The following is a 21080-nucleotide window of genomic DNA, read 5'->3' as shown; positions in this document are numbered from 1 at the left end:
CCTTCGGGAACATTTCTTTCCGTTCTCATGACCACCACCCTCCAGCAGCGCTCCGGCGCTTCCAGCTGGCAGGCCTTCTGTGAGTGGGTCACCTCCACCAACAACCGTCTGTATGTCGGTTGGTTCGGTGTGCTGATGATCCCCACACTGCTGGCTGCCACCATCTGTTTCGTCATCGCTTTCGTCGCCGCTCCTCCGGTCGACATCGATGGCATCCGTGAGCCCGTCGCTGGCTCCCTGATCTACGGCAACAACATCATCTCTGGTGCTGTTGTTCCTTCCAGCAACGCCATCGGCCTGCACTTCTACCCCATCTGGGAAGCTGCTTCCCTCGATGAGTGGCTGTACAACGGCGGCCCCTTCCAGCTGGTTGTTTTCCACTTCCTCATCGGCATCTACGCCTACATGGGTCGTGAGTGGGAACTCTCCTACCGCCTGGGCATGCGCCCCTGGATCTGCGTTGCCTACAGCGCACCTGTCGCTGCAGCCTCCGCTGTCTTCCTGGTTTACCCCTTCGGTCAGGGTTCCTTCTCTGACGCAATGCCCCTGGGCATCTCTGGCACCTTCAACTACATGTTGGTGTTCCAGGCCGAGCACAACATCCTGATGCACCCCTTCCACATGCTGGGCGTCGCAGGTGTTTTCGGCGGCAGCCTGTTCTCCGCCATGCACGGCTCCCTGGTGACCTCCTCCCTGGTGCGTGAAACCACCGAGAGCGAGTCTCAGAACTATGGCTACAAGTTCGGCCAAGAGGAAGAGACCTACAACATCGTGGCTGCCCACGGTTACTTCGGTCGCCTGATCTTCCAATACGCCTCCTTCAACAACAGCCGTAGCCTTCACTTCTTCCTGGCTGCCTGGCCTGTTGTCGGCATCTGGTTCACCGCCCTCGGCGTGTCAACCATGGCCTTCAACCTGAACGGCTTCAACTTCAACCAGTCCATCCTTGATGGTCAGGGCCGCGTCCTGAACACCTGGGCTGATGTGCTGAACCGTGCCGGCCTCGGCATGGAAGTGATGCACGAGCGCAACGCTCACAACTTCCCCCTCGACCTGGCTGCTGCTGAGTCCACTCCTGTGGCTCTGCAGGCTCCTGCCATCGGTTGATCTGGAATCAACCTGTTCCTTTTGGAACAGCAAAAACGATTCAGATCAACTGAATCGGAAAGCCCCCTCCTCGGAGGGGGCTTTTTGTTGTGCTTTCAGAATTGAGCTCCAATCAACCATCAACAGAGAAGAGCCATCTGAGATTCTCACTGCACAACTCAGTGTGATCTGAACCTCGGCAACGCTCTACTTCGAATCAGCAGTGTGGGAGCGAGGCAACTTCGACATCACAAGAACACACCGCTTTTGCTTGTCGGCGTTTACTAAACAGTCCTGTGGACGAGCCGGGTTAAGAGGCAACCAAAACGGATGAGACGACGCGCTGTACATCCATGAGAAAAATGCAAACCCTGATCCAGCACCACGGCTTAAAGCCCCATCCAGAGGGGGGCTGGTACCGCGAGTTGCATCGCAGTCCAGACCCAGGCTGGCGATCAGGCTGGCGCCAACCGTCAGAACGATGAAGGACTCGTTCAGCCGTGCTTCGCCGTCGTAACTGCGGCGCAGTTCTTCGAGACGATCTTTGTCTTCGAGAAGCGATTGTTGATCAACAACCACGGCTGGCGTTGGTTCAGCTGCGTCGCCCCACAATTACTGGAGGTGTGCTGGCGTTGCTGCCCGGAAGGGCCGGTACCACCTCCGTTTGCCCATCCCATTTGTCGAGGAAAAGTTTGTAGAGCACCTGATCGTCGAGGCTGCGGTTGAGGGTGTCGTAGCGCAGGGCTTCCTGCTCAGCGATCTTCACTTCGGTCTGGGCGCGGAGCAGTTGCTGCTCTGCGATCTGTTTCTGTTCAATTGCAGCGCGATATTCCTCGGCGATTTGCAGGCCTGTGAGGTCGAGCCCCCGCACTTCCACGTAATCAAATTTGTCGAGCTCTTCGGCGACCGTGCGCTCCACCAGGGCGGAGATGTCGTTCCATTCGGTGGCAATGGTGACTAGCTCGTATTGGGAGAAGACCGATTTCAGGGCTTTCAGCAATGACGGCTGAATGATGCGGGGGTAGATCTCGCGATCGTTGCCGGCGATCGTTCTGTAGATCCGTCCGGCTTCGTTGGGGCGAACGGCATATTTCACGGTTGCGGTGGCTTCGATCACCTGGAGGTCTTTGGTGAGGGTGGCAAATTCCTCCGGTTTGACCTGGGTGCGCACATCAAAGGGATACACCGATTGAATGAACGGCACCTTGAGATTGAGGCCCGGGAGTCTCGAACCTCCGCTCACCTTGCCCAAGGTGGTGACCACGGCAACCTTGCCGGCCGGAACGATGAACAGAGCCTGCCCCAACAACAGCAGCGCGCTGAGAACGACGGCGACCACCACGGCGAGGCTATTGGCGGGATCGTTGATCCGTCGTGGGGTTTGCATGATGGGCCGAGATCCTGACTCGATGATGTCTGGTCTGTCCGCTCAGCGTTGCCCCAGCCTGAAGATCGAAGGTAATCCGACATCATCTCGCACTGATCTTAAGAATTGCCTGAGAATGAAAAGACATTAGTTGATGGGCTTCAAGCGGTTTTAGACTGGCTTGTCGAGTGCATGATTGATCTGCTCGCTTGTGACCTATCAGCACGCGATCAAGGTCAAGCCCTCAGGGAATATTTGGATTGATGGCCTCACGGACGGCTACCGCTGGGGAACAAACAGCGATCGTCCTGCCATTGGTTACACCTTCATCAGCAACACTCAAGATGCTCCTAGAGGGACGTTTGGTGGTTATCCAAGTTTGGGTTGGAGTCAACAAGAGCGTCAGCTGATCCTTGATGGCATCCACGACATCGAAAGTGTCTCTGGCCTACGCTTTATTGATCGGGGAGATGATGCTGATGATCAGGTTGAAATCTGGTTCTACACACTCGATAATAAAAATGCGGATGATAGTTATGGTTTCGCCTACACCCCAGGAAGTGACTCTGATGAAGGACTGGTTGCCATCAATCGCTCCATGTATGAGTTTCCTGATGGCAAAGTAAAGCATTCCATTGTGAGGGGAAGCTTTTACGGAATTACATTTCTGCACGAACTGTGTCATGCCATTGGCTTAAAGCATCCCCACGAAAGGGGTTTGTTGGGGCAACCTCGCTTTCCCGGTTTGAAGCGCTGGTCCAATGAATATCGTGATAAAGGCACCTACAACCAAAATGCCCATCCTTTCACCCAACTCAGCTATGTTGATAAAGGAGCTCGTAACGGTTACGTGCCTCGAGCGATCCAAGACCATGGATTCCTGAAGTCTCTTGGTGCGCTAGATATTGCTGCATTGCAGTGGCTTTACGGAGTGAATACAGATTTTAAAATTGGTTCCAATGTTTATCGCTTGCCTACTTCTAATAAAGAGGGAACAGGTTGGCGAGCAATCTGGGATGGCGGAGGTAAGGATCGAATTGATGGAAGCCGAGCTAAATCCCCTGTTACAATTGATTTACGTAATGCCACGCTTGATCAAAGTGAAAATGCTGGTGGTCATATCAGTTCGGTAGAAGGAGTTTTCGGTGGTTTTACGATTGCTCATGATTGGGATGGCATGACACCTGAGGATCCAGCTGGTCTTTGTATCATTGAAAATGCCACCGGTGGTGCGGCGGATGATCGTTTGCTTGGGAACGTGGCATCGAATCGATTGTGTGGTCGAAAAGGCGATGATGTTCTATATGGTGGTATCGGCGGCCGAGATATTTTAATAGGTGGTCGTGGACATGATCAGTTCTGGATTGACACTAATCCTGGGTCGTTTGCCAAGGTAAAAGACTTCCGAGTGGGCGTTGATCAGCTTGTATTTGAAGTTCCGAAGATGGATCTTTCACTTGAAAGAGTCGGACGTCATCTTGTTGTTGAGTATGCTGCTTCGCCTGTCCTCAAGTTGTTAGGGTTATCTTCAATATCCTTGAAGAAGGATCTCATATTTGGTGACTTTAGTGATATCTAGGGATGCATACTCCATAAATGCCTAATTCAACCAAAGTGACTTAAAGGCCTTTGGGTATGAATTTCGCATGATCATCGAGGTCTCGTTGATGAAGGTGATTCATGCTTTCTATCCGTCGAATACTTTGGCTTTGATCATCATCTGCATGGCTTGCTGAAGCGTTTTTCCTTGTCCCAGGTTGGTATCGATGATCTTCATCGCTTTTGCCGGTTCACAAGGACCCAGCTCAAGAGCGCCTGCTTAAGTCGGGAGCACGCTCAGAGCAATCGCTAGCAGCAGCAATCCGTTCAGGGCACGCATCCGGTCGAGATGTTGTGTTGCTGCAAGGAGCCTTTGGCGTGGATCTGAGTCTTGCCTGACAAAGTTATTGGTTTGATTTCAATCGCCTGAGTCATCAGACCTGAATCAGTCTCTTCAGTTCACTGAGATGAGTCAGATCCGTGAACAAAGTTGTGCAGATGTGGCTTGCCTCTTCTGCATGGACATGCTCCTTGGCCATGTGAGCTCTGCAGACAGGGCTGCCTTGTCGTGGCAGAAGGCATAAAAAAACCTCCGTTAAACGGAGGAATAAGCCAAGTAATCCCCATCACCCGGCTTTTCGGTAAGTGTAGTGCTTCTCGTCAAGTTTGTGCAGCTGATCCACCAGATGTGGTGGATTGAATTTCACAAAACACCGCTTGGCGGCAGCTTGTCCACAGGAAGGTGGAAAACCTTGGCAGTCTGTGTTGTCGCCATTTCTTCAAAAGGCCTGCAATCACTGGTTCGTTCGGGTAAGCTGTGGATATCCCCATCACCCGGCCGCCCATATGAGGCGGCTTTTTTGTGCCTGGGCTGCCAGTGTGGTCCCGTATTCCACAAGCCCTATGACGGTGAACCGGGAGCATGCCAGGGATGCGCTGGCGACACTTCTCGAGGTTTTCGCGGGGCCGAACTACTCGGGCGCATTGCGTGATGGTGATCTCACCACCCGCCTTGAGCGATGCACGGGATGGGTCAAGGCTGAAGCCTCTGAGGCGGCATCTCTGATCGAATCATGCGTCCCCCATGGCAAACCGATGCTTGCTCAGGCTCAGCAACGCCTGGCTGTTCTGGAATCGTTGAGGACGTTGCAGGCTGTTGCCGTCAACCATTTCGGCCCCCTCGACGATCCCAGCTAAGGCGCGTCAGTCGCGACGCAGCCACGGCGAAGCATTGCTGAACCAGTCGCCGAGATCATCTTCTGGATGTTCAGGGTCGTCTGGATGACGTCGCCCCAGGTCGAGATCGGCCATCAAGCCGTCGAGGCCTTGTTGTGTGCCTTCCCGTTGAAAGCGTTGCGCTCTGCTCACCCACGTGCTCACGCTGCGATCGCGTTCGGCAAATTTTTGAAGGTAGACGCGTTCCTGGAGTGACACGAACTCACCCTGCGCCAGGCGGCTGCAGATGTTTTGCAGTTTCAAGCGTGTCGAGGTAGTCAGCATGATCGGTTCACCTTTGTCAGGTGATAGGGAGTTCCGACCCTGCCGTCAGTGGCCGAAGGCACCATTTGTTGCGCGGGTGCATGGGCTGGTTTTCATATCCTGACGGGATGGATCATGAGGAAACCCAGAGCCTGACGCCGATTGCATCGGACTCGCCTTGGCTGGAGCGCTGTGGCACCTTGTTGCGTCCGCAGAGCGATCCTGCATTGTTCGGTTCAGCGGATGCAGATCTGTATTTCGCTGCAGACGGTCAACCGCGCTTTTACGTGATGCGGATCCGCCGCCGGCCTCCTGTGCTCAAGTCGATGACGCGGCACCATCGCGTGAGTCAGTGTCTGGGATCTGCCGATGCCCAGCCCTGGTGGCTGGCCATGGCCCCTTCCACGGATTCCGGCTGTCCGCCCCCCGCATCCTCGATCGCTCTGATCAAGTTTCAGGCCGGTGAAGCCTTTAAGCTCCATCCGGGAACGTGGCATGCAGGCCCTTTTGTTCAGGAGCCATCAGCGCTCTTTTTCAACCTTGAATTGAGAACGACCAACGAAGACGACCACAATTCGCTCGCATTGGCGCAGCTTTTGCGGTTGAACTTGATTTAATTGCTTCTGGCTGTAACGGGATGAACAACGCAACTTGACTTGGGTGCCCTATATTTAGTCTGTAGCAATCGCTACAAACGTTCACTTCGCTACACAGCGAAGCGCAGTTCGACTCAGGGCATGGAACGGGGCCTGAGCTTTCTACGAGGAACACCATGAATGCTCTTCAGCTTCTGAAGGAGCGTGAGCTGCGCGTGCAGCTCCGCAACAGCTCCAAAAAGGCCGTGGCTCGCGGATCTGAATCCAGCGACTACACCTCTGCACATCTCTCTCCCGTCAAGCTGGCGAAAGAGAAGGTTGCTCCAACTCAGTTGAAATACCGAGGAGTGACCTACGAGGCCATGCGTGCCAATTGGCTCTGATCCCTATTTCATTCAAGGGATGAAGCCCCACTTCGGTGGGGCTTTTTGTTTGGATGGACTGATCATGCCTGCAAGTCAACTGTGGCTTTTGATGTTGCGACCACCGGGTCAATGTCGTATTTGGATGTAAGGGATCAACTGCCATCGATTGACCCAGAAAATCTTTCGCCGCAGGATGTTCTGACCATTCTCCTGCATCTGTTCCAGCAGCAGCCCGAATTCGTTGACCGTGGCCATGAGGTCAACAATAAAGAGACAGCTTGGGTGAATGGCTTTCTCTTTCGTCTTCAAAATGACGCCTCAGCTGAGCGTCTTTCTATTGAGGAAGTTGGTTCAAGTGTCGACAAAATCTCGGCTTTGCGCTGATTACAACAGCTGATCAAGCGATCCCAACGAGTTTCTGTTGATCCTGCACAGAACGTGCGTGCTCCTCGAGCATTTGATCAGTTCGAGTCAGGCGCATGTTTGCTGTTCAAGAGCTAACAGTTGATGGCTGGTCTAATCGTGCCGAACACGCTTCCAAAGACAATGCCTTCTGGCATGCCCGAGCCCGTAGTGATGCTGATGGGCACACGTATCGCCTGATCAGCGAGGAGAAGCACGTTGTCTGCTTGCTCACCAGTCGTGGGTCTGAGTGCTGGGATCTCGACTAATCGTCAGCAATATTGTCCTTACTTTTTTTTCGTTCTCTTGTGAGTCCTAAATTGGGCCCTCTTGGACGTCTCCAAACCTCATTCTTTCCAACGAATCAAGAATTGAGGTGATGTCTATACCGCGTTGGAGTCGATGCCGCCGTTGTGGAGCTCGGGCCTTACACTCCATGGATCCTAGGCCTGCAACGGTGATGTTGCTATCGTAGGTTGCTCTTATCATGCTGTTGATGTTGGTCACGCTTGTAGTGCTCTGAACAGTTGCTACTCAATAGTTCAGGCATCATTGGTTAATGACCGACGACACGCAGCAAACCCATCCGCTTTACGCCATCGATCGCGATCAAATCGATGCTGTGTTGGGTCATGAGGGTGAACCAGGCCCGCAGCAGTTGACAACGATTGCTGCGTTATTTTCTCGATATGCTGATTTTCCTGGAGCCAATGACATTCGTGATGATTTGCAGAAATGTCTCACGCTATGGAGACTGTCTCGCGATGAGTTGAACCTCAAGACACGTGAAATCTGGGAGAGTGGTTGGAGGCCTGGGCAGGATCCTGCGGCTGAAGGTGTTGGTTCTGGGGCCGATGTGGAGGATGCAGACGCTTGATGCTTGCCGGCATGGCTCTTTCGTTAACTGTTCAAACCTGATCACGAGATGAGATCAGGCTGGTATTGTTTCATGGTTGATCAGCCAAAGAGTTAGGCCGCCCTTCCCGGTGGAAAGACGGCCTAACTCGCTCGTTTGTGCATCGTTCAACTCATCAATTCAGCTAGAGAAAGAAAGGGTCGAAGCGTCTGGCTCTAGGCGCCCTGGGGCCATGGACTCGAGTGTTGGGTCGTTTTCTCCGAGGGCACCTGAGACGGTGCAAGTGGAGCGTCGATTGGTGTGGCGGACCATTGCGTGCCCACCAAAGGACCAACCCAGGTCATTGTTGAGACTGTTGGAGCAGGGGCCAGAAAGTCAGTCTGCTTCTTCGTTCTGCTGGGGTGGAGTGTCGTCCGTCATGGGCTCCTCCGATCTCGATGCCCATAGTTTTGTGCCTTCCGGGCACAAAGTCATCAGCATTAAGGCGCATTGCCTTGAGGGCCTGAACGATCGATTGTTGGGATGGCGTGCCTGTTCGTCTCCTTAAGCCTGGTCTTGATCTCACGTGGAGCCGTGAGCATGCGATCTGGTCAGTCCTCAGACTTGTTGTCGACGTCTCTTGATGCCTGTTCTTCCTCTGTGAGGTATTTCTCGATGAGGGGGGAGTGTTCACCCCGTTGAACGGCGCTGATTTCCCGTTCGATGTTCTGACTGAAGAGCTTGTTTCCATTCTGTTTGCATCAAGATTTACCATGAGTTCTTGAAATCCAGGCTATTTCAGTTAAGGAAAAATTATATTTCCCAAGTGTTTAATTTCACCTTATCAAGAGTCGTAATCTCAGTCTTTGGATGCATTATTTCAATGAATTAGTGCTTGAAGCATGATTAAGTTACAATATAAGTTTTATATACAGAAAACCAATTAAAGAGGCTCTATAGAAATTAAATTATAAATCCAATGGCTGTATGTTTTATTTTATGTTTTGGAATTCGAATGGTGTACCTGTTAGTGCTGTTTGGACGATTTTTGAATTGAAGTAGAAGAGTTGCCTTAGATTAACAACGTTATAAATTGCTTATCGAGTTTATGCCAAGAATTTAAATCATCCAGTGAATAGACAATACAACTAGTGTTGTGCTATGGGTGGTCCATTGGGAGTTGTCTGAGCTTTTAGTTGACTTGATTGGCAAGCATGGACATTTAATAAAAAGGCTTGCTGATATTCATGTCTTCGTTGGGGAATTAAGATATAATGTAAAAATTAGCGCTACTTGGTTCATTTTTAGTTCATAAAATATGTCAAAATCGCCTGATAGCTGATTTGGGTCAGTTATAAGGCGTTTTGAATTTATTTAGTCTTTAATCTAGTTAGTCTGTCACCCCTAGAACTTGGAAGGTTACTGTACCAAGATCGAATTGGTCATTGTTGTCAATGACCTTGAATGTTGCAACAACATTCACTAAGTCATTATCATTCAAGCTTTGATAAGCATTGACATTTGTATCAATCTTGATTGAGCCGCTCTTGTTAACTGTGATTCCGGCTTCAGCAGCAGACAATTTTTGTCCTTCATCTATAGAAACACTCTTGATTTCAAAACTATCTGAAGTGAAGGTGCCTTTGGGATAAGACTTAGCCCTTACAAGTTCTGAATAAATATCCCCAAAATTAAGACCTTTAACTACTGTATCTTCTAATTGAGGTGGGTTTTTAGAAACAAAATTCTTGGCCAACCCTGGCTTACGAGTACCTGGCTCAACCTCATCAACACCCTCGACCTTGAATGTAACTTCGCCCGTATCAGACAATCCATTGTTGGCAGTGACAATAAATTTAGTCACCACATCAACTACTTCCCCGTCGTTCAAGTACTGATAAGCATCAACTGTTGTATCGATTTTGATGGAACCATTTTTGTCCACCGTAATACCAGCTTTGGAAGCAGACAAATTTTCACTTCCGTCAATAGAAACATTCTTTATTTTAAAGTTGTCAGATGTAAAAGATCCCGCGGGGAAATCTTTCGCTTTAACAAGTTCAGAGTAGATATCTCCAAAATTAAGGTTTTTAACAATGGTGTCTTCCGCTTGCGCTTCAAGTGGAGAAACGAAGTTTTTAGCAATCGGTTGAATACGCGTATCGTAGGCGTGTTCAATTTTTTGACCTTTGGAATTTTGGTTGCCTACTAAATCTGAAACCATTCCAGCTTTCGTTTTAATCTTGATACTACTCTTAGAATTTTGATCTGGAGAAACAATCAATGAATAACTGGCTCCAGAGCCAGAGAATTTACCTTTCTTGCCGCCAGAGACTTTCAGATCTTTAGACTTGAATCCGTCAACCTTTTCGGAAAAGTTAAATTTAAACTTTACGTCATCGCTTCCGTCTCCAGCTTCTTTGCTGGAGATTTTAAGAGTTGGAGCTTTGGTGTCATACTTCTGGATAAACTTTTGGGCCTCAGTATTTTTGTTACCGGCCAAATCGGAAACTATTCCAGCCTTGGTCTTAATAATAATATCTCCTTCAGAGTTATTATCTGGTGAAACGACAAGTGAATAACTGTCGCCAGAGCCCTTGAATTTGGATTTGTCACCGTTAGAGACTTTTACATCTTTTTTTGTGAAATCTTTAACTTTCTCAGAAAAAACAAAACTTAAAGTTATATCTTTATTGGTAATACCCTTGGCATTGCTGGAAATCACAAAAGTTGGGGGTGTAGTGTCAATTTTTCTCGTATCATAGGCTTGTTTGAATGAATAATTCTTGGCATTCGTATTGCCGGCTTCATCTGAAAAGGCTTTCTTCTCGATGGAAAGGGTTATATTGCCTTTTTTATTCTTTTTGGGCGAAACTACGTATTCATAAAAAGAATCAGCTCCAGTGAACTCGCCACCTTTTCCGCCCTTTAATTTAATATCTTTTTTCGAGAGATTGACATTTTCGGAAAATTCAAGCTCAAAAACAATGTCTCCTTTGGCTACACCATCTATGTCATTGCTTATGAGCAAAGCGGGTTTTGTATTGTCTAAGGTTGTTGTGTAGGAGTTAGAGCTAGATGCTTTGACTAATTTATCCTTCTTGCTGATAACTGCCTTGAAGATGTGGGTCTGATCTGACTCCAGCTTGGATTTTGGCGTGAAATTCCACTTTTTGCCCTTGGTTTTAGCCTCGCCAATAAATTCATTTCCAGAATAAATGTATAGATCTTCCTTTTTGCCAAGAGATTTGGATAAGGTGCCTGAGAGAGTAGGCTTTTGGTCATCAGTGATTTGACCGCTCGAGAGATTTCCTTTTATAGGCCCATAATTATCAAAAATATTTTTGATTTTAGCTTTTTTGGACATCTAAAGGGCTGCGTTGTCTTGCCATTATACATATGCTTTGAGCTATTGTCTAGAAATGTTGTAAAATGACAATATTTGATCGGGGTGTTCGTGTGAAGTCTCTGGTTTCGTCGTTGGTGGACTTGCTAAGGTTTTTTGCCTGCATATACGTGAATCGTATGAGAAATAAGTATATTTCTTTTGAAGCCTTTTTGTTTTTTATCTTTTAAAGGCCGCCGGCACCGTAATCGCCTCTCAAGCGCCAAAGTTCTCATTGTCTAAAAGGATGGAATTTTCTTCGTCCGGATCGAAGTCTTTGGGCATATTTGCTTCTTGTTTCCATGTTGGCTGTGGAGGCCAAAGATGAAGTATCCCGATTCGATATTTCTCTTTAGTGTGGTTTGCATTTTTGATAGCAAGAATTTCTCCTTTGGGTTATATGATGGCCTTGGTTCTTTTGTTTGTTTGTGATATTGGTTGCTCTCGGGTCGTGATTTGCAATCACTCCTGGAATGTTTGTTTTAGATATTTGTTTGTGCGTCTTTTGTGGTTGATTGACTGATTTTTTGTTGGCTCAGTAAGACCTTCAACTGCTAGAGAGAAGGCAGTATCAGCCACTGGAGTCTCGCCAGGAAGGCTGGTATCAGCGACAGTCATTGAGATGAAGTCGGCAGCCTAGTCAGGATCCTGCGGCTGAAGGTGTTGGTTCTGGGGCCGATGTGGAGGATGCAGACGCTTGATGCTTGCCGGCATGGCTCTTTCGTTAACTGTTCAAACCTGATCACGAGATGAGATCAGGCTGGTGTTGTTTCATGGTTGATCAGCCAAAGAGTTAGGCCGCCCTTCCCGGTGGAAAGACGGCCTAACTCGCTCGTTTGTGCATCGTTCAACTCATCAATTCAGCTAGAGAAAGAAAGGGTCGAAGCGTCTGGCTCTAGGCGCCCTGGGGCCATGGACTCGAGTGTTGGGTCGTTTTCTCCGAGGGCACCTGAGACGGTGCAAGTGGAGCGTCGATTGGTGTGGCGGACCATTGCGTGCCCACCAAAGGACCAACCCAGGTCATTGTTGAGACTGTTGGAGCAGGGGCCAGAAAGTCAGTCTGCTTCTTCGTTCTGCTGGGGTGGAGTGTCGTCCGTCATGGGCTCCTCCGATCTCGATGCCCATAGTTTTGTGCCTTCCGGGCACAAAGTCATCAGCATTAAGGCGCATTGCCTTGAGGGCCTGAACGATCGATTGTTGGGATGGCGTGCCTTTCAGTTGGTTTCAAGCTTCGGGCTGGTTGTCGACGCCCCTTGATTCCCGCTCTTCCGCTGTGAGGTATTCCTCGATGAGGGGGGAGTTTTCACCCCGCTGAACGGCAGCGATCTCCCGTTCAATGTTCTGAATGAACAGCTCGTTCCCGTTCCGCTTGGCCACCGCAAGCACACGTTCGAGGCGCTCGAGTTCCGCCTGCTGCTCGTTATTCATGCCATGGAACGTCAGTGATTCCCCACGCTGGCATGGTTGGATCAAGAACGCCGAACAAGCTGGCCTGACGTGTTGCTGAACCCGCTTACGCAGCCTCTGATTCCGCCTCCTCATACAGAGCCTTGAGCTGATCGAGCTCAACCATCAGGTATTGAATTTCAAGCCAGTCCGTCGAGAGGTCAATGGCGATTTCCAGGCGGTCAATCTGACGCTTGAGAAGCTCCGGCATTCCGCCATGTGGCTGCATGGCTCCCATGTAACCGCGCATGACGCTGGATGCAAGACGACTGCTGATGACGATTGAGGGAAGGGATTGAAGCGTTCCATCCCGCCATGTTTGCCCTCACAGACAAGCTGTTTGGCCTGTGGGAATGTTCGCTCGCTTCAACACTTTCCATGACCTTTTTGATGCACTGGTCGTTCAAGACCGGCTACCACGAAATCGCTGCTAAGAAGTTCCTGGCAACGGGTGCGCCTTTCCCTGAGTGCAAGTCCTGGAAGCGTTGGCACGCACCGGGCTCTGTTGAGGGCTGGATTCACCTGGAGGCAGACAACGCCGATGCCTGTTACGAGCACGCCGCGGGGTGGGCCGAGTGCCTTGACTGGGAGGTCACCCCAGTGCTGTCAGATGAGCAAGCTGGCCCCTTGATTGCCAAGGCTTACAGCTGATCGTCTGATGGGATCGATGCCCTCCAAAAATCAGGGGGGGCCATTACCCGTATGAACCATTCCAAGGTGTTTTGATTTGATTGGCTTCGCTGTTGACACCCCCTGATGGTTTCAAACCATCGACCGACTGTTTAGCAGGTAGAAAAGTGGCCAGTCGTGGCAGCGCTTTTGCTCGTGATACCAAGGGTTTTTTCCCTTAGGGGCTTTCGGGGATAGACGAGAAAAGGGCAGATGTGGACAAGGAATGAGCGGGTTTGTCCATTTTTTCGTGTCCTGTGACCGGCCGTCTTGCAGTCAGTGCGTCGTGTTGATCCATAACCAATCTCACCCCTAGCCATGACGAGCTGCTGACCAGCAACCCGAAAGTGTCCACCCTGTTTCAGGTGGCTGATGTCGATACCGGCGTCATCAACTGGGTCAGCGCTGATTTGGTGACCCACATCGTTCCGCGCTGCTGAACGCAAATGGAAGCGGGCTGGTCGCCAGAAGCGAGCTAAAACGGGTGCTACTCCTGCCCTCTGATGCCATCCAACGGATTCAGCCTGGAACTGCCGATCGGCAAGGTCAGCAAGGTGAAGGACCACCATGGTGATTCGATTTATTCGGTGGATGAGCTGGGTTCCTTTGAAGGAAGCTTTGCCATTGCTCACAGCAAGAAGGAACTGAAGCAGCTCATGAAGAGCGATGCGGATGTGGTCTACGACGAAAGAAAAGGCAAGCTGTATTTGAATTCCAACGGTGAGAAGAAGGGTTGGGGCAACAAGAAGAAGAGTGGATTGCTTGCCAATTTCAAGGGCAAGCCGGAACTGAATGCTCAGAACTTTGAGGGGCTTTCAGCTCACAAGGGTGATGCCATCACAGGTGACGACATCAAGGATCAGATCACGGCACTTAGCGATGAGTTGGGTGACGACAAGATGTCTAAAATCTATGGCAAGACATTAATTAACCCGAAGAAGGGTCTCAAGAGCATCGTCAAGACAGGCAAGAAAGAGGGTTACAAGTTCGATAAAAAAGAACTCGGCGCTGCTCTTGATGATATGAATCAAGCTGGTGCATTCAATGATGTGGAACTGGATGATGCAGCCTTAGCAACTCTGATGGGACAGGGTGGCAATCAGCAGGCATCGCAGCTAGCTGGATGTTGATTTGAGTTCACTATCCCCGCTCGCAAGGCGTGGTTTTTGCTCGCTCCGCTCTCAACCTCTATCACCTAGAGGTGAACCAATCCGGAGGTTTCTATAATTTATATTGGTAACAAATAAAATCCCAATACCTCAGCTCTTCTCCATGAAAAGAGTGATGAGAAGATTAATCAAAAAAATAAGTCGCAGCGCTCAAATGTAAAAGCTTTGCATTTGTTACGCAATGAACTGGTTGTCAATCACAGCCAACTTTTCGGGGCATGGTCCAAAATCAAACTCAACATTCTTTATCGTTGCGAGATGGTTCCCGTCCAGCAAAATCGATAATTCACGTTTGACTTCTGCCAAAGCAAGCCTCCCTCCAGAATGCTTGACGTGAATAATATCAATGTCTTGTTCAAAAAAATGGATTTTATCTTTTCCTTCTCCTTCACTGATCACGAAGTGATCTCTACCCTTGTGCCCATAAAGCATATCTTTTCCTGGACCGCCATCGAGCACATCATTACCGGGCCCACCACCCAGAGTGTCCCGACCCTTTGAACCAATGATCGTGTCATCACCACCTGCACCATAGAGATTCGCATTGATCTCATTAGCCAACAAGTAATCATCTCCTTTGGTCGAAAATTCGACTGGAAGTTTCGTGGTCATAGAAAAATCATTCTTCAAATCTGGGGAGTCGTAATCCTCCCCAATGGGGAAGGGGACTCGCGTAGCGAGAAGAGTTGATTGATCACTTTCTATACCCCAAAGGCTTGCTAATGCATTCAGGTCATTAATGGTAAATTCTTTATAGACAAAGCCAGGATTCCAAGCTTCATTGTAAGACATGATTGTACTTGCTGTACTGAATTCCGGGCTTTATGGCTTTTGTTTTGGATGCTTCAATCCTAACGAATGACCCAAATCATGCGTAATTGCTGCCATTTGATTTGATCGGTTCCGCTGCCTTTTAACTAAAACCCTCGCCAGACCAGATGAATCAATATCTCCCCTAGGATTCCAAATACTTTCACCAGTCGTATCTTTATCCCATGGCTTACTTACGTGTTTGGCCGCTAGAAACTGAATACGAGCATCAGAAGCAGCCTTAACCTCTATAAAGTCTACGTCTAAAGTGGAATCCAAATGAACAACTAACTTTTTGATCCACTTCCTGATTTTATTGCTCTGTGCAGACCCTTTGATTTTATAGGTGAAAGTATTTCCATATTCAGTCTCCAAGATGCCATTAAAAGCCTTACGGCGTATGAAGTAAGGAATCTCGCCAGACCCGCTAACAAGCTTATCGAGGTGACGTTGATTCTTTGGAGCAACAAGCCATTTTGTACGAAAAGCCATTGTCAAAGATATACCTAGTAGTAATTATAAAAAAGAAATGGAGTCGCGCTATAGGGCAAACTATTGTCTTTCTATTTCGCTATAATCAATCTCTCAAGTCAATCATGAGTTAATCAATTGAGGGCTAATTCTAATTAGCTAACAGTATTTGATTCGCCTGAAGCTCTATGCATCATTTGTAAGAATTTTTAAAAATGACATTCAAGGGCTAAAATGAGCTCCAAACCTGATTGATCACAGCATAGTCAGTTGACGTAAAACCATTAAAATCATTTTCATAATCCCATGCCATAGCTGAATCGGTGAAGGTGTATTTGAATTCTGACTTTTCATCCAGGGTTTGAAGACCAAGGGCCCAGCCGAGGTCTTGGGTGACAGCTCTTTTATCCCAAGAACTTATCGGCTTCTTACACTTGGGATTGCTGTCAAAGGGCCAAGAGAATGAAATCCCCTTACTCGTTTCAGAAAGCGACAATTCGCCACTTTTACTATTTTGGGCGCCAATGATAAAGTCAGATTTCTTTCTTTTTGCCTCCTTGAACAACAAGGATGTGTTATTATCTATTTTCTCTAACAACTTAGTGATAAATCTTTTCTGGCAGGGTGACAGCAAAGTGCTGTTAGAAGATGTTTTTTTGTTCGAAAATCGATAAGATATGACTTTGTCTTTTCCGCTATTTTTCCAGAGCCTTTCTGCAATGTTAGTATAAGCTAATTCATCATACGGTACAGAAAGTTTTTGACCTGTTATGAGTTGTGAGCCATCCTGGTTTTTGTTTTTCACACGCTTCGGTTTAAATCCTTTTGCCTTCTGAAGCGATTTATCAAGATCTAAAAGATTGCCAGATTGTACATAACCCTTCAAGAACGTTTCTTTATAAGCTGCGTGCTTCAACAGAGCCTCAATTCCAGAAGGTGTTAGCTTTTTATTTTCTGCAAGCACCAGTGCGACTGCACCCGAGACAACCGGAGCGGCCATGCTTGTACCTGGCATACCCCCATAAAGCTGATCAGCAAGGGGAAGTGTACTAAATACCATTGACTTTTTACTGTCCGTTGACCCACCTGGTGCAGCAATCGTAATTTCTCCTCCATAGTTCGAATAGTCAGTTATGAATTGACTGTGATCAACAGCCGCTACAGAGATAAAGCCATCAATTTCAGAACTAAACGCTGAAGGGAGGCTTAAGTTTGAATTATCTTCTGCGTCATCATTTCCAGCAGCAGCGACGATTGTTACTCCATTTTTTATGGCTCTAGAAAAAACATTTAAATAACGTTTATACATCTCCGGCTTTGCTCTTTTATATAAATCAAGCGAAGCATGGGGGATTGTATATCCTAGCGACATGTTAATAATATCTGCACCGTTGTCAATAGCATATTCAACCGCTTCAATCAAGTTATCGTCTGAATATGTTTTACCTTTATCGAAAACATCAAGCGTCATCAGTTGAGTGTCCCAGGCAATGCCACTGACTCCAATCTTGTTATCGCCTTCCGCACCAATAATTCCTGCTACATGCGTTCCATGCATGTCTTTATGTGGGTCAGGGGTTTTCTTGACAAAATTCCATCCATGAACATCATCGATATAACCATTTTTATCATCATCAATTCCATTATTTGGTTTCTCTTTCTTGTTGATCCATAAATTATCGTCAAGATCTGGATGATCGACATCAACTCCTCCATCGATTACGGCAACAACGACATTCGACGCATCGGTTCGATTTTTCCACGCTTCAACGGCTTTAGTATCTGCACCTTGCCGACCTCCCGATTGACCTATATTTAGCAGGTGCCACTGATTGGGGAACAAAGGATCATTTGGGACTACTGATGTTTCCTTAAATGATTTGGAATCAAGTTCTAAGTTAAAACGAGTAGCTTTTTTTTTGCCGTCTAAGTTTTGCTTATGACTGACTCTTGCAATGTATTTACCCTTAGGCAAAATAGTAAAAGCATTTTCCCATGAACCACCTCTAAGGTCTGATTCAATGATCAATTCTTCAGACTTTTTCTTGCCATTTAAACGAATAATTTCCAACCCTATATCATCATTAAAGTCACCATAGGGACGGCCCTTTGGATATGCATACACATCGCAATAAAGAAGATCACGCCCCTTTACCCTGAAGTAAACGTCAACAGCAGACAAATTGTCGACTGAGTTTGATACTGTTTTTTTCTTAAAATCTTCAAGTGACCCCACCTTAATTTTCCTAGATTTAGATTTTTTCATGTTGATCAATTTCCTCGCTTCAATTTTAAACAGAACAGCTGTGGTGCTTGCCTTTCAAATTCTTTCTTAAGCTTGCTTCAGTGAGCCCTCCTCAGGATTTGCTTTGCTTGAAAAAATGGCTCAATAAAAATCTTCAGACATAAACAACAGGGTAATGTTTTGCCGTGATTAGATTAGATAAGTATTAAAAATAATAACTGTAATTTTCGAGCTCAGTCCATGAATCGCAGACGGGCTTGAATTTACTTGTCACCAAGCGATGAAGGTTGCGATTGGTGGGATGCGAGATCAAACATCCGGAACGGATCGGGTGTCCCACCGCGTGACCTTCATTTGTTGAAGACGTTGCTTGAAAATGAGCAGAACGCATCACATCACAGAGCATGGCCAAAGGAGCTCCAGATTGTTCCCAACCAGGATCCACCCAAAGTTTTCCATAACGAAGAGTATCGTTAGAAAGAAAGTGACAGATCAGCCAACCAATAATTTCACCCTCACTTTTCAGGATGCGACTGTACAAAAGTGAGGGTTCCCAATCGTAAGAGTCATCATCCGGATCCCAGGGCACACCAAGCTGATGAGCCTTTGAAAAGGTAATACGATTCTTCCACAGTTCCATATCACTTGAGTCATAAGGCTCAATGGTCCACCGAGCAAATCCTTTCTTGCGCTCAACTGCTTTCTCAAGTCGCGACAATAGTGGCCCAACACGCTCGACATCCGAAATTCGCACAACGACTTTTCCAGGCGTTCGAGACCAAGAAGTATCAGAAGCAATGAGCTGGCGCACAAATTCTCCATATTGACCTTTTTTAGGGCAACAAATATGAACACTAGCCCAGCTTTGATCTGATGCAAATTCCACAACATGCTGCAACAGTAGTGGGCCCAAAAGAGAGGCCACTTTTGGAGCAGTAAACACAATGCTGACGATGCTTAGAACAAACGATGTTTGATCGTCCTCAATAGACTTAATCAACTTACCAACAAGCATGCCACATTTATAACGACCAGTTCCAGATATTTCTTTGTCAATTGTGACTCCCCAAGCTAACAAGCTCGCTTCTTGTCCTGCATCAGTAAACGGGGGCTGGATTAGATAAGAACTCTGCTCAGACGAAAGAAAGCAGCGCCAATCTTCCTCGATAGGGAGATTGAGCTGCTCAATAAAAACGTTCATTCAAATATCGCAGTGGCAAAGTTGATGAGCTAATGATAAAAGTAAGAATGGTCATCAAAGTGCAATCAAATCAACCTGACTTCCAATGGTCAATCCGAATCGGCCAATGGAACCACTTCGCAGTTCAATCCAATTGTCAAACGGCCGGCTTGATTTGTAAAGGGGGCAGTCATCAGAGTCGGGACTTATGCAGATCGGCGTCTTCGCAGATAGATCAACAATTTCGCCATCATTCAAAAAGAGAATATCCAAGGGGGCTAGGCAATTAAACATATAGACTGACTTTCTCTGTGCTTTTCGCTGGGGAAACATCATTCCTCTTCGTTTCGGAAGTGCCTCACGCTGCATCATTCCAAGGGATTGCTGGAATTCAGATTCAGCTGATTCAAGACGAACAGAGGCCCCGCCTTCAAAAACTGCCTTATAAGTTGGCTTGAGGCGCTGCTGCGATTGAAGGGCAATCTGATCTGGCTTTATAGAAGCAACAAATGTACTCACTTTTCGATCTAAAGTGGTAATCAAGGTGCCACCGTTAACAGGGAGGCGAATAATCTGATCGTATCCTCGGTGAACGATCTGATCACCCTCGGAAGGATTGAAATCGGTAATTTGATCTTGGCCCTGGCTGATGACAAAAAAATCAGCACCTGGGCCACCTGTGAGAATATCTTTTCCACCACGCCCATTAATAATATCGTCGCCCTTGCCTCCACTCAAGACATTGCGTTTACGGTTGCCTAGAATTTTCTCATGCTTGCGCGATCCTGAAAGATTCAGCTTTTTTAAGGATGCTTTTAGCTTCAACCTTCGGTTCGACCAGGAATACCGCCCCATTGGTATAAAGCAACTAATTCAATTTAGCAAGCTATAGGTAAAATTGAGCATATTCGTAATGAATGAAAAAGAGGTAGTGGTGATCCTAAAGTACGCAGGCGTAAGGCAAATTAAGACCTAGTTTAAAAGATTCCTGCAATATAAGCAATGGAAGAAATGCCAGCCCGCCATATTTCTGTATCAGTAGCAAGGTCGATACCCAGCAGGATGAATCAATCCAACCCTAATAACCTTCCAGTTATTTACGAATCCTCAGTTTTGTAGACCCCATGATCAATCTGACTTCATGCTTTCAGCGAGCCCCCCTCATAGGAAAAGAAGAAATTCTGTTTAGTCTTGCCAGCATGCGCACTCTTTCTTCGATCCAAGCCTGACGCTGGCGCGATTCGCCAGAGATTACAGGAGCTGTCGAACGGCTAGCTGGGGATCCTTAGCATGGGGCTTTATCCCGTGCCGCTGGCGTATAAGCCCGCCCTGCAGAACGTTGAAAGGCTCCTGCTGCTGGCCCCGCGCCCTACACGGAACTCCTCGGGGCTTTTCTCAGAGGCACAATTACGTCGATGGACGACTTACACGTGGAGACCGTCCTGGAGATGGTTGCCCATCGTATCGGCGGTGAACTGGTAGCCAACACCCTTGGCGATTTGATCGAGCGCTGCGATCTCGTTGTGATCAGCACCAACAGTAACCACATCGAAGAAGACCTTGACGAAGCCTCTTCCTTGCGCGGTAGGAAACAAGGGCTCCCGAGAAATCTCGAGAGCAAATCTACTGATCGGTTTTGTTTAAAATGTTGGATTGATTCGAGCTATTTTCAGTATTCTTAGAAGTCAAAAAGTAGCTAGCCGAGACTGTATTTTCCTGTTTTTTACCCAAAACATGTCCTCTTAGCTGATCTCGGGGGTGGGCACCAAATGAGCTGAGTTGGATACGGATTTAGGCGCGGTTTCCACTGTCGTGTCGTGCTGATCCAGCACCCTTCCCACCTTCAGCCGTGATGAGCTGCTGGCCAGCAAACGCAACAGAAACCTGAAAGCTGCCGCCACCTGATCAGGCTGGCCTGCCCCCATCAGTCGATCGATATCCGACTCGGCTTGATCCAGCACAGTCAGCGTTTGCAGCGACACCTCACGGGTCAACGCCATTTAGGTCTTTCGGGTTAGATCAGTCTGTTGCCGCTCA

23 protein-coding genes and 1 pseudogene are annotated in these 21080 nt (G+C 47.8%); 12 read left to right on the top strand and 12 right to left on the bottom strand.

Going from position 1 to position 21080, the window contains the following annotated elements:
- Positions 1-27: 27 nt before the first annotated feature.
- Positions 28-1107 carry a photosystem II q(b) protein gene (gene psbA / locus SynRS9902_RS11565; RefSeq protein ID WP_006850357.1) on the top strand — a complete coding sequence of 360 codons (1080 nt, stop codon included), beginning with the start codon at positions 28-30 and terminating at the stop codon, positions 1105-1107.
- A 332-nt stretch (positions 1108-1439) separates the two neighbouring features.
- A complete protein-coding gene (locus tag SynRS9902_RS11560; protein WP_370586304.1) occupies positions 1440-1571 on the top strand; it encodes a cupin domain-containing protein in 132 nt (43 codons plus the stop codon).
- A gap of 107 nt (positions 1572-1678) precedes the next feature.
- Here SynRS9902_RS11560 and SynRS9902_RS11555 read toward each other — a convergent pair whose 3' ends face one another.
- Positions 1679-2473, bottom strand: coding sequence for a prohibitin family protein (locus SynRS9902_RS11555; RefSeq protein ID WP_115081715.1), 795 nt, complete (start codon positions 2471-2473; stop codon positions 1679-1681).
- 190 nt (positions 2474-2663) lie between these two features.
- Here SynRS9902_RS11555 and SynRS9902_RS11550 point away from each other — a divergent pair, with 190 nt between their 5' ends.
- Positions 2664-4031, top strand: coding sequence for a M10 family metallopeptidase C-terminal domain-containing protein (locus SynRS9902_RS11550; RefSeq protein ID WP_186509224.1), 1368 nt, complete (start codon positions 2664-2666; stop codon positions 4029-4031).
- 863 nt (positions 4032-4894) lie between these two features.
- Positions 4895-5188 carry a hypothetical protein gene (locus SynRS9902_RS11545; RefSeq protein WP_186509223.1) on the top strand — a complete coding sequence of 98 codons (294 nt, stop codon included), beginning with the start codon at positions 4895-4897 and terminating at the stop codon, positions 5186-5188.
- Positions 5189-5194: 6 nt separating this feature from the next.
- Here the strand turns inward: SynRS9902_RS11545 and SynRS9902_RS11540 are convergent, their stop codons facing one another.
- Positions 5195-5491, bottom strand: a complete 297-nt coding sequence (locus SynRS9902_RS11540; RefSeq protein ID WP_115010336.1) for a hypothetical protein — start codon at positions 5489-5491, stop codon at positions 5195-5197.
- A 107-nt stretch (positions 5492-5598) separates the two neighbouring features.
- On the opposite strand from SynRS9902_RS11540, the gene SynRS9902_RS11535 reads away from it, so the two are divergent.
- The 5 genes from SynRS9902_RS11535 (at position 5599) to SynRS9902_RS11515 (ending at position 7710) form a co-directional block, all read left to right on the top strand.
- Positions 5599-6087 (top strand): hypothetical protein, encoded by a 489-nt coding sequence (locus SynRS9902_RS11535; protein ID WP_255446130.1) that lies wholly within the window; start codon positions 5599-5601, stop codon positions 6085-6087.
- 155 nt (positions 6088-6242) lie between these two features.
- Complete coding sequence (locus SynRS9902_RS11530; RefSeq protein WP_186509221.1) at positions 6243-6449, top strand: hypothetical protein; 207 nt, start codon at positions 6243-6245, stop codon at positions 6447-6449.
- Positions 6450-6530: 81 nt separating this feature from the next.
- A complete protein-coding gene (locus SynRS9902_RS11525) occupies positions 6531-6815 on the top strand; it encodes a hypothetical protein (RefSeq protein WP_255446129.1) in 285 nt (94 codons plus the stop codon).
- A gap of 95 nt (positions 6816-6910) precedes the next feature.
- On the top strand, positions 6911-7102 hold the full coding sequence (locus tag SynRS9902_RS11520; protein ID WP_115132220.1) for a hypothetical protein: 192 nt from the start codon (positions 6911-6913) through the stop codon (positions 7100-7102).
- Positions 7103-7392: 290 nt separating this feature from the next.
- Complete coding sequence (locus tag SynRS9902_RS11515; RefSeq protein WP_186509220.1) at positions 7393-7710, top strand: DUF3288 family protein; 318 nt, start codon at positions 7393-7395, stop codon at positions 7708-7710.
- A 1348-nt stretch (positions 7711-9058) separates the two neighbouring features.
- On the opposite strand, the gene SynRS9902_RS11510 is transcribed toward SynRS9902_RS11515, so the two are convergent.
- From SynRS9902_RS11510 to SynRS9902_RS11500, 3 genes are all read right to left on the bottom strand, one after another.
- The gene (locus SynRS9902_RS11510) at positions 9059-11035 is read right to left on the bottom strand and encodes an Ig-like domain-containing protein (protein WP_186509219.1); all 1977 of its coding nucleotides are present in this window, start codon (positions 11033-11035) and stop codon (positions 9059-9061) included.
- Positions 11036-12277: 1242 nt separating this feature from the next.
- Positions 12278-12481 carry a hypothetical protein gene (locus SynRS9902_RS11505; RefSeq protein ID WP_186509218.1) on the bottom strand — a complete coding sequence of 68 codons (204 nt, stop codon included), beginning with the start codon at positions 12479-12481 and terminating at the stop codon, positions 12278-12280.
- Positions 12482-12566: 85 nt separating this feature from the next.
- Positions 12567-12749 (bottom strand): hypothetical protein, encoded by a 183-nt coding sequence (locus SynRS9902_RS11500; protein ID WP_186509217.1) that lies wholly within the window; start codon positions 12747-12749, stop codon positions 12567-12569.
- 128 nt (positions 12750-12877) lie between these two features.
- Between SynRS9902_RS11500 and SynRS9902_RS11495 the strand changes: the two genes are divergently transcribed.
- From SynRS9902_RS11495 to SynRS9902_RS11485, 3 genes and pseudogenes are all read left to right on the top strand, one after another.
- Complete coding sequence (locus SynRS9902_RS11495) at positions 12878-13150, top strand: DUF3303 domain-containing protein (protein ID WP_186509216.1); 273 nt, start codon at positions 12878-12880, stop codon at positions 13148-13150.
- Between the two features lie 356 nt (positions 13151-13506).
- A pseudogene (locus SynRS9902_RS11490) lies at positions 13507-13608 on the top strand (DUF3104 domain-containing protein); the annotation flags it as partial.
- 63 nt (positions 13609-13671) lie between these two features.
- Positions 13672-14298: a hypothetical protein gene (locus SynRS9902_RS11485; RefSeq protein ID WP_186509215.1), complete on the top strand. Its 627-nt coding sequence runs from the start codon at positions 13672-13674 to the stop codon at positions 14296-14298.
- Between the two features lie 213 nt (positions 14299-14511).
- Here SynRS9902_RS11485 and SynRS9902_RS11480 read toward each other — a convergent pair whose 3' ends face one another.
- The 7 genes from SynRS9902_RS11480 to SynRS9902_RS11450 form a co-directional block, all read right to left on the bottom strand.
- Positions 14512-15129: a hypothetical protein gene (locus SynRS9902_RS11480; protein ID WP_186509214.1), complete on the bottom strand. Its 618-nt coding sequence runs from the start codon at positions 15127-15129 to the stop codon at positions 14512-14514.
- A 30-nt stretch (positions 15130-15159) separates the two neighbouring features.
- On the bottom strand, positions 15160-15639 hold the full coding sequence (locus SynRS9902_RS11475; RefSeq protein ID WP_186509213.1) for a matrixin family metalloprotease: 480 nt from the start codon (positions 15637-15639) through the stop codon (positions 15160-15162).
- A gap of 208 nt (positions 15640-15847) precedes the next feature.
- Positions 15848-17884, bottom strand: a complete 2037-nt coding sequence (locus tag SynRS9902_RS11470; protein WP_186509212.1) for a S8 family peptidase — start codon at positions 17882-17884, stop codon at positions 15848-15850.
- A 184-nt stretch (positions 17885-18068) separates the two neighbouring features.
- Positions 18069-19064 (bottom strand): hypothetical protein, encoded by a 996-nt coding sequence (locus tag SynRS9902_RS11465; protein WP_186509211.1) that lies wholly within the window; start codon positions 19062-19064, stop codon positions 18069-18071.
- Positions 19065-19118: 54 nt separating this feature from the next.
- Positions 19119-19898, bottom strand: a complete 780-nt coding sequence (locus tag SynRS9902_RS11460; protein ID WP_222929464.1) for a DUF192 domain-containing protein — start codon at positions 19896-19898, stop codon at positions 19119-19121.
- A 569-nt stretch (positions 19899-20467) separates the two neighbouring features.
- Positions 20468-20638, bottom strand: coding sequence for a hypothetical protein (locus tag SynRS9902_RS11455; protein ID WP_186509209.1), 171 nt, complete (start codon positions 20636-20638; stop codon positions 20468-20470).
- Between the two features lie 147 nt (positions 20639-20785).
- The gene (locus SynRS9902_RS11450; protein WP_186509208.1) at positions 20786-21043 is read right to left on the bottom strand and encodes a hypothetical protein; all 258 of its coding nucleotides are present in this window, start codon (positions 21041-21043) and stop codon (positions 20786-20788) included.
- Positions 21044-21080: the final 37 nt, after the last annotated feature.

Source organism: Synechococcus sp. RS9902 (assembly GCF_014279635.1).
Classification (GTDB): domain Bacteria; phylum Cyanobacteriota; class Cyanobacteriia; order PCC-6307; family Cyanobiaceae; genus Parasynechococcus.
This window is presented reverse-complemented; position numbering and strand designations above follow the sequence as displayed.

Bases quoted from the DNA above. Each gene is read 5' to 3' on its own strand.
- SynRS9902_RS11465 (WP_186509211.1), bottom strand. From the start codon at position 19,064: ATGAACGTTTTTATTGAGCAGCTCAATCTCCCTATCGAGGAAGATTGG.
- SynRS9902_RS11485 (WP_186509215.1), top strand. From the start codon at position 13,672: ATGCCATCCAACGGATTCAGCCTGGAACTGCCGATCGGCAAGGTCAGC.
- SynRS9902_RS11495 (WP_186509216.1), top strand. From the start codon at position 12,878: ATGACCTTTTTGATGCACTGGTCGTTCAAGACCGGCTACCACGAAATC.
- SynRS9902_RS11460 (WP_222929464.1), bottom strand. From the start codon at position 19,898: ATGGGGCGGTATTCCTGGTCGAACCGAAGGTTGAAGCTAAAAGCATCC.
- SynRS9902_RS11540 (WP_115010336.1), bottom strand. From the start codon at position 5,491: ATGCTGACTACCTCGACACGCTTGAAACTGCAAAACATCTGCAGCCGC.
- psbA (WP_006850357.1), top strand. From the start codon at position 28: ATGACCACCACCCTCCAGCAGCGCTCCGGCGCTTCCAGCTGGCAGGCC.
- SynRS9902_RS11475 (WP_186509213.1), bottom strand. From the start codon at position 15,639: ATGGCTTTTCGTACAAAATGGCTTGTTGCTCCAAAGAATCAACGTCAC.
- SynRS9902_RS11515 (WP_186509220.1), top strand. From the start codon at position 7,393: ATGACCGACGACACGCAGCAAACCCATCCGCTTTACGCCATCGATCGC.
- SynRS9902_RS11520 (WP_115132220.1), top strand. From the start codon at position 6,911: ATGTTTGCTGTTCAAGAGCTAACAGTTGATGGCTGGTCTAATCGTGCC.
- SynRS9902_RS11530 (WP_186509221.1), top strand. From the start codon at position 6,243: ATGAATGCTCTTCAGCTTCTGAAGGAGCGTGAGCTGCGCGTGCAGCTC.
- SynRS9902_RS11555 (WP_115081715.1), bottom strand. From the start codon at position 2,473: ATGCAAACCCCACGACGGATCAACGATCCCGCCAATAGCCTCGCCGTG.
- SynRS9902_RS11470 (WP_186509212.1), bottom strand. From the start codon at position 17,884: ATGAAAAAATCTAAATCTAGGAAAATTAAGGTGGGGTCACTTGAAGAT.
- SynRS9902_RS11510 (WP_186509219.1), bottom strand. From the start codon at position 11,035: ATGTCCAAAAAAGCTAAAATCAAAAATATTTTTGATAATTATGGGCCT.
- SynRS9902_RS11505 (WP_186509218.1), bottom strand. From the start codon at position 12,481: ATGAATAACGAGCAGCAGGCGGAACTCGAGCGCCTCGAACGTGTGCTT.
- SynRS9902_RS11500 (WP_186509217.1), bottom strand. From the start codon at position 12,749: ATGCGCGGTTACATGGGAGCCATGCAGCCACATGGCGGAATGCCGGAG.
- SynRS9902_RS11545 (WP_186509223.1), top strand. From the start codon at position 4,895: ATGACGGTGAACCGGGAGCATGCCAGGGATGCGCTGGCGACACTTCTC.
- SynRS9902_RS11480 (WP_186509214.1), bottom strand. From the start codon at position 15,129: ATGTCTTACAATGAAGCTTGGAATCCTGGCTTTGTCTATAAAGAATTT.
- SynRS9902_RS11535 (WP_255446130.1), top strand. From the start codon at position 5,599: ATGGATCATGAGGAAACCCAGAGCCTGACGCCGATTGCATCGGACTCG.
- SynRS9902_RS11450 (WP_186509208.1), bottom strand. From the start codon at position 21,043: ATGGCGTTGACCCGTGAGGTGTCGCTGCAAACGCTGACTGTGCTGGAT.
- SynRS9902_RS11560 (WP_370586304.1), top strand. From the start codon at position 1,440: ATGAGAAAAATGCAAACCCTGATCCAGCACCACGGCTTAAAGCCCCAT.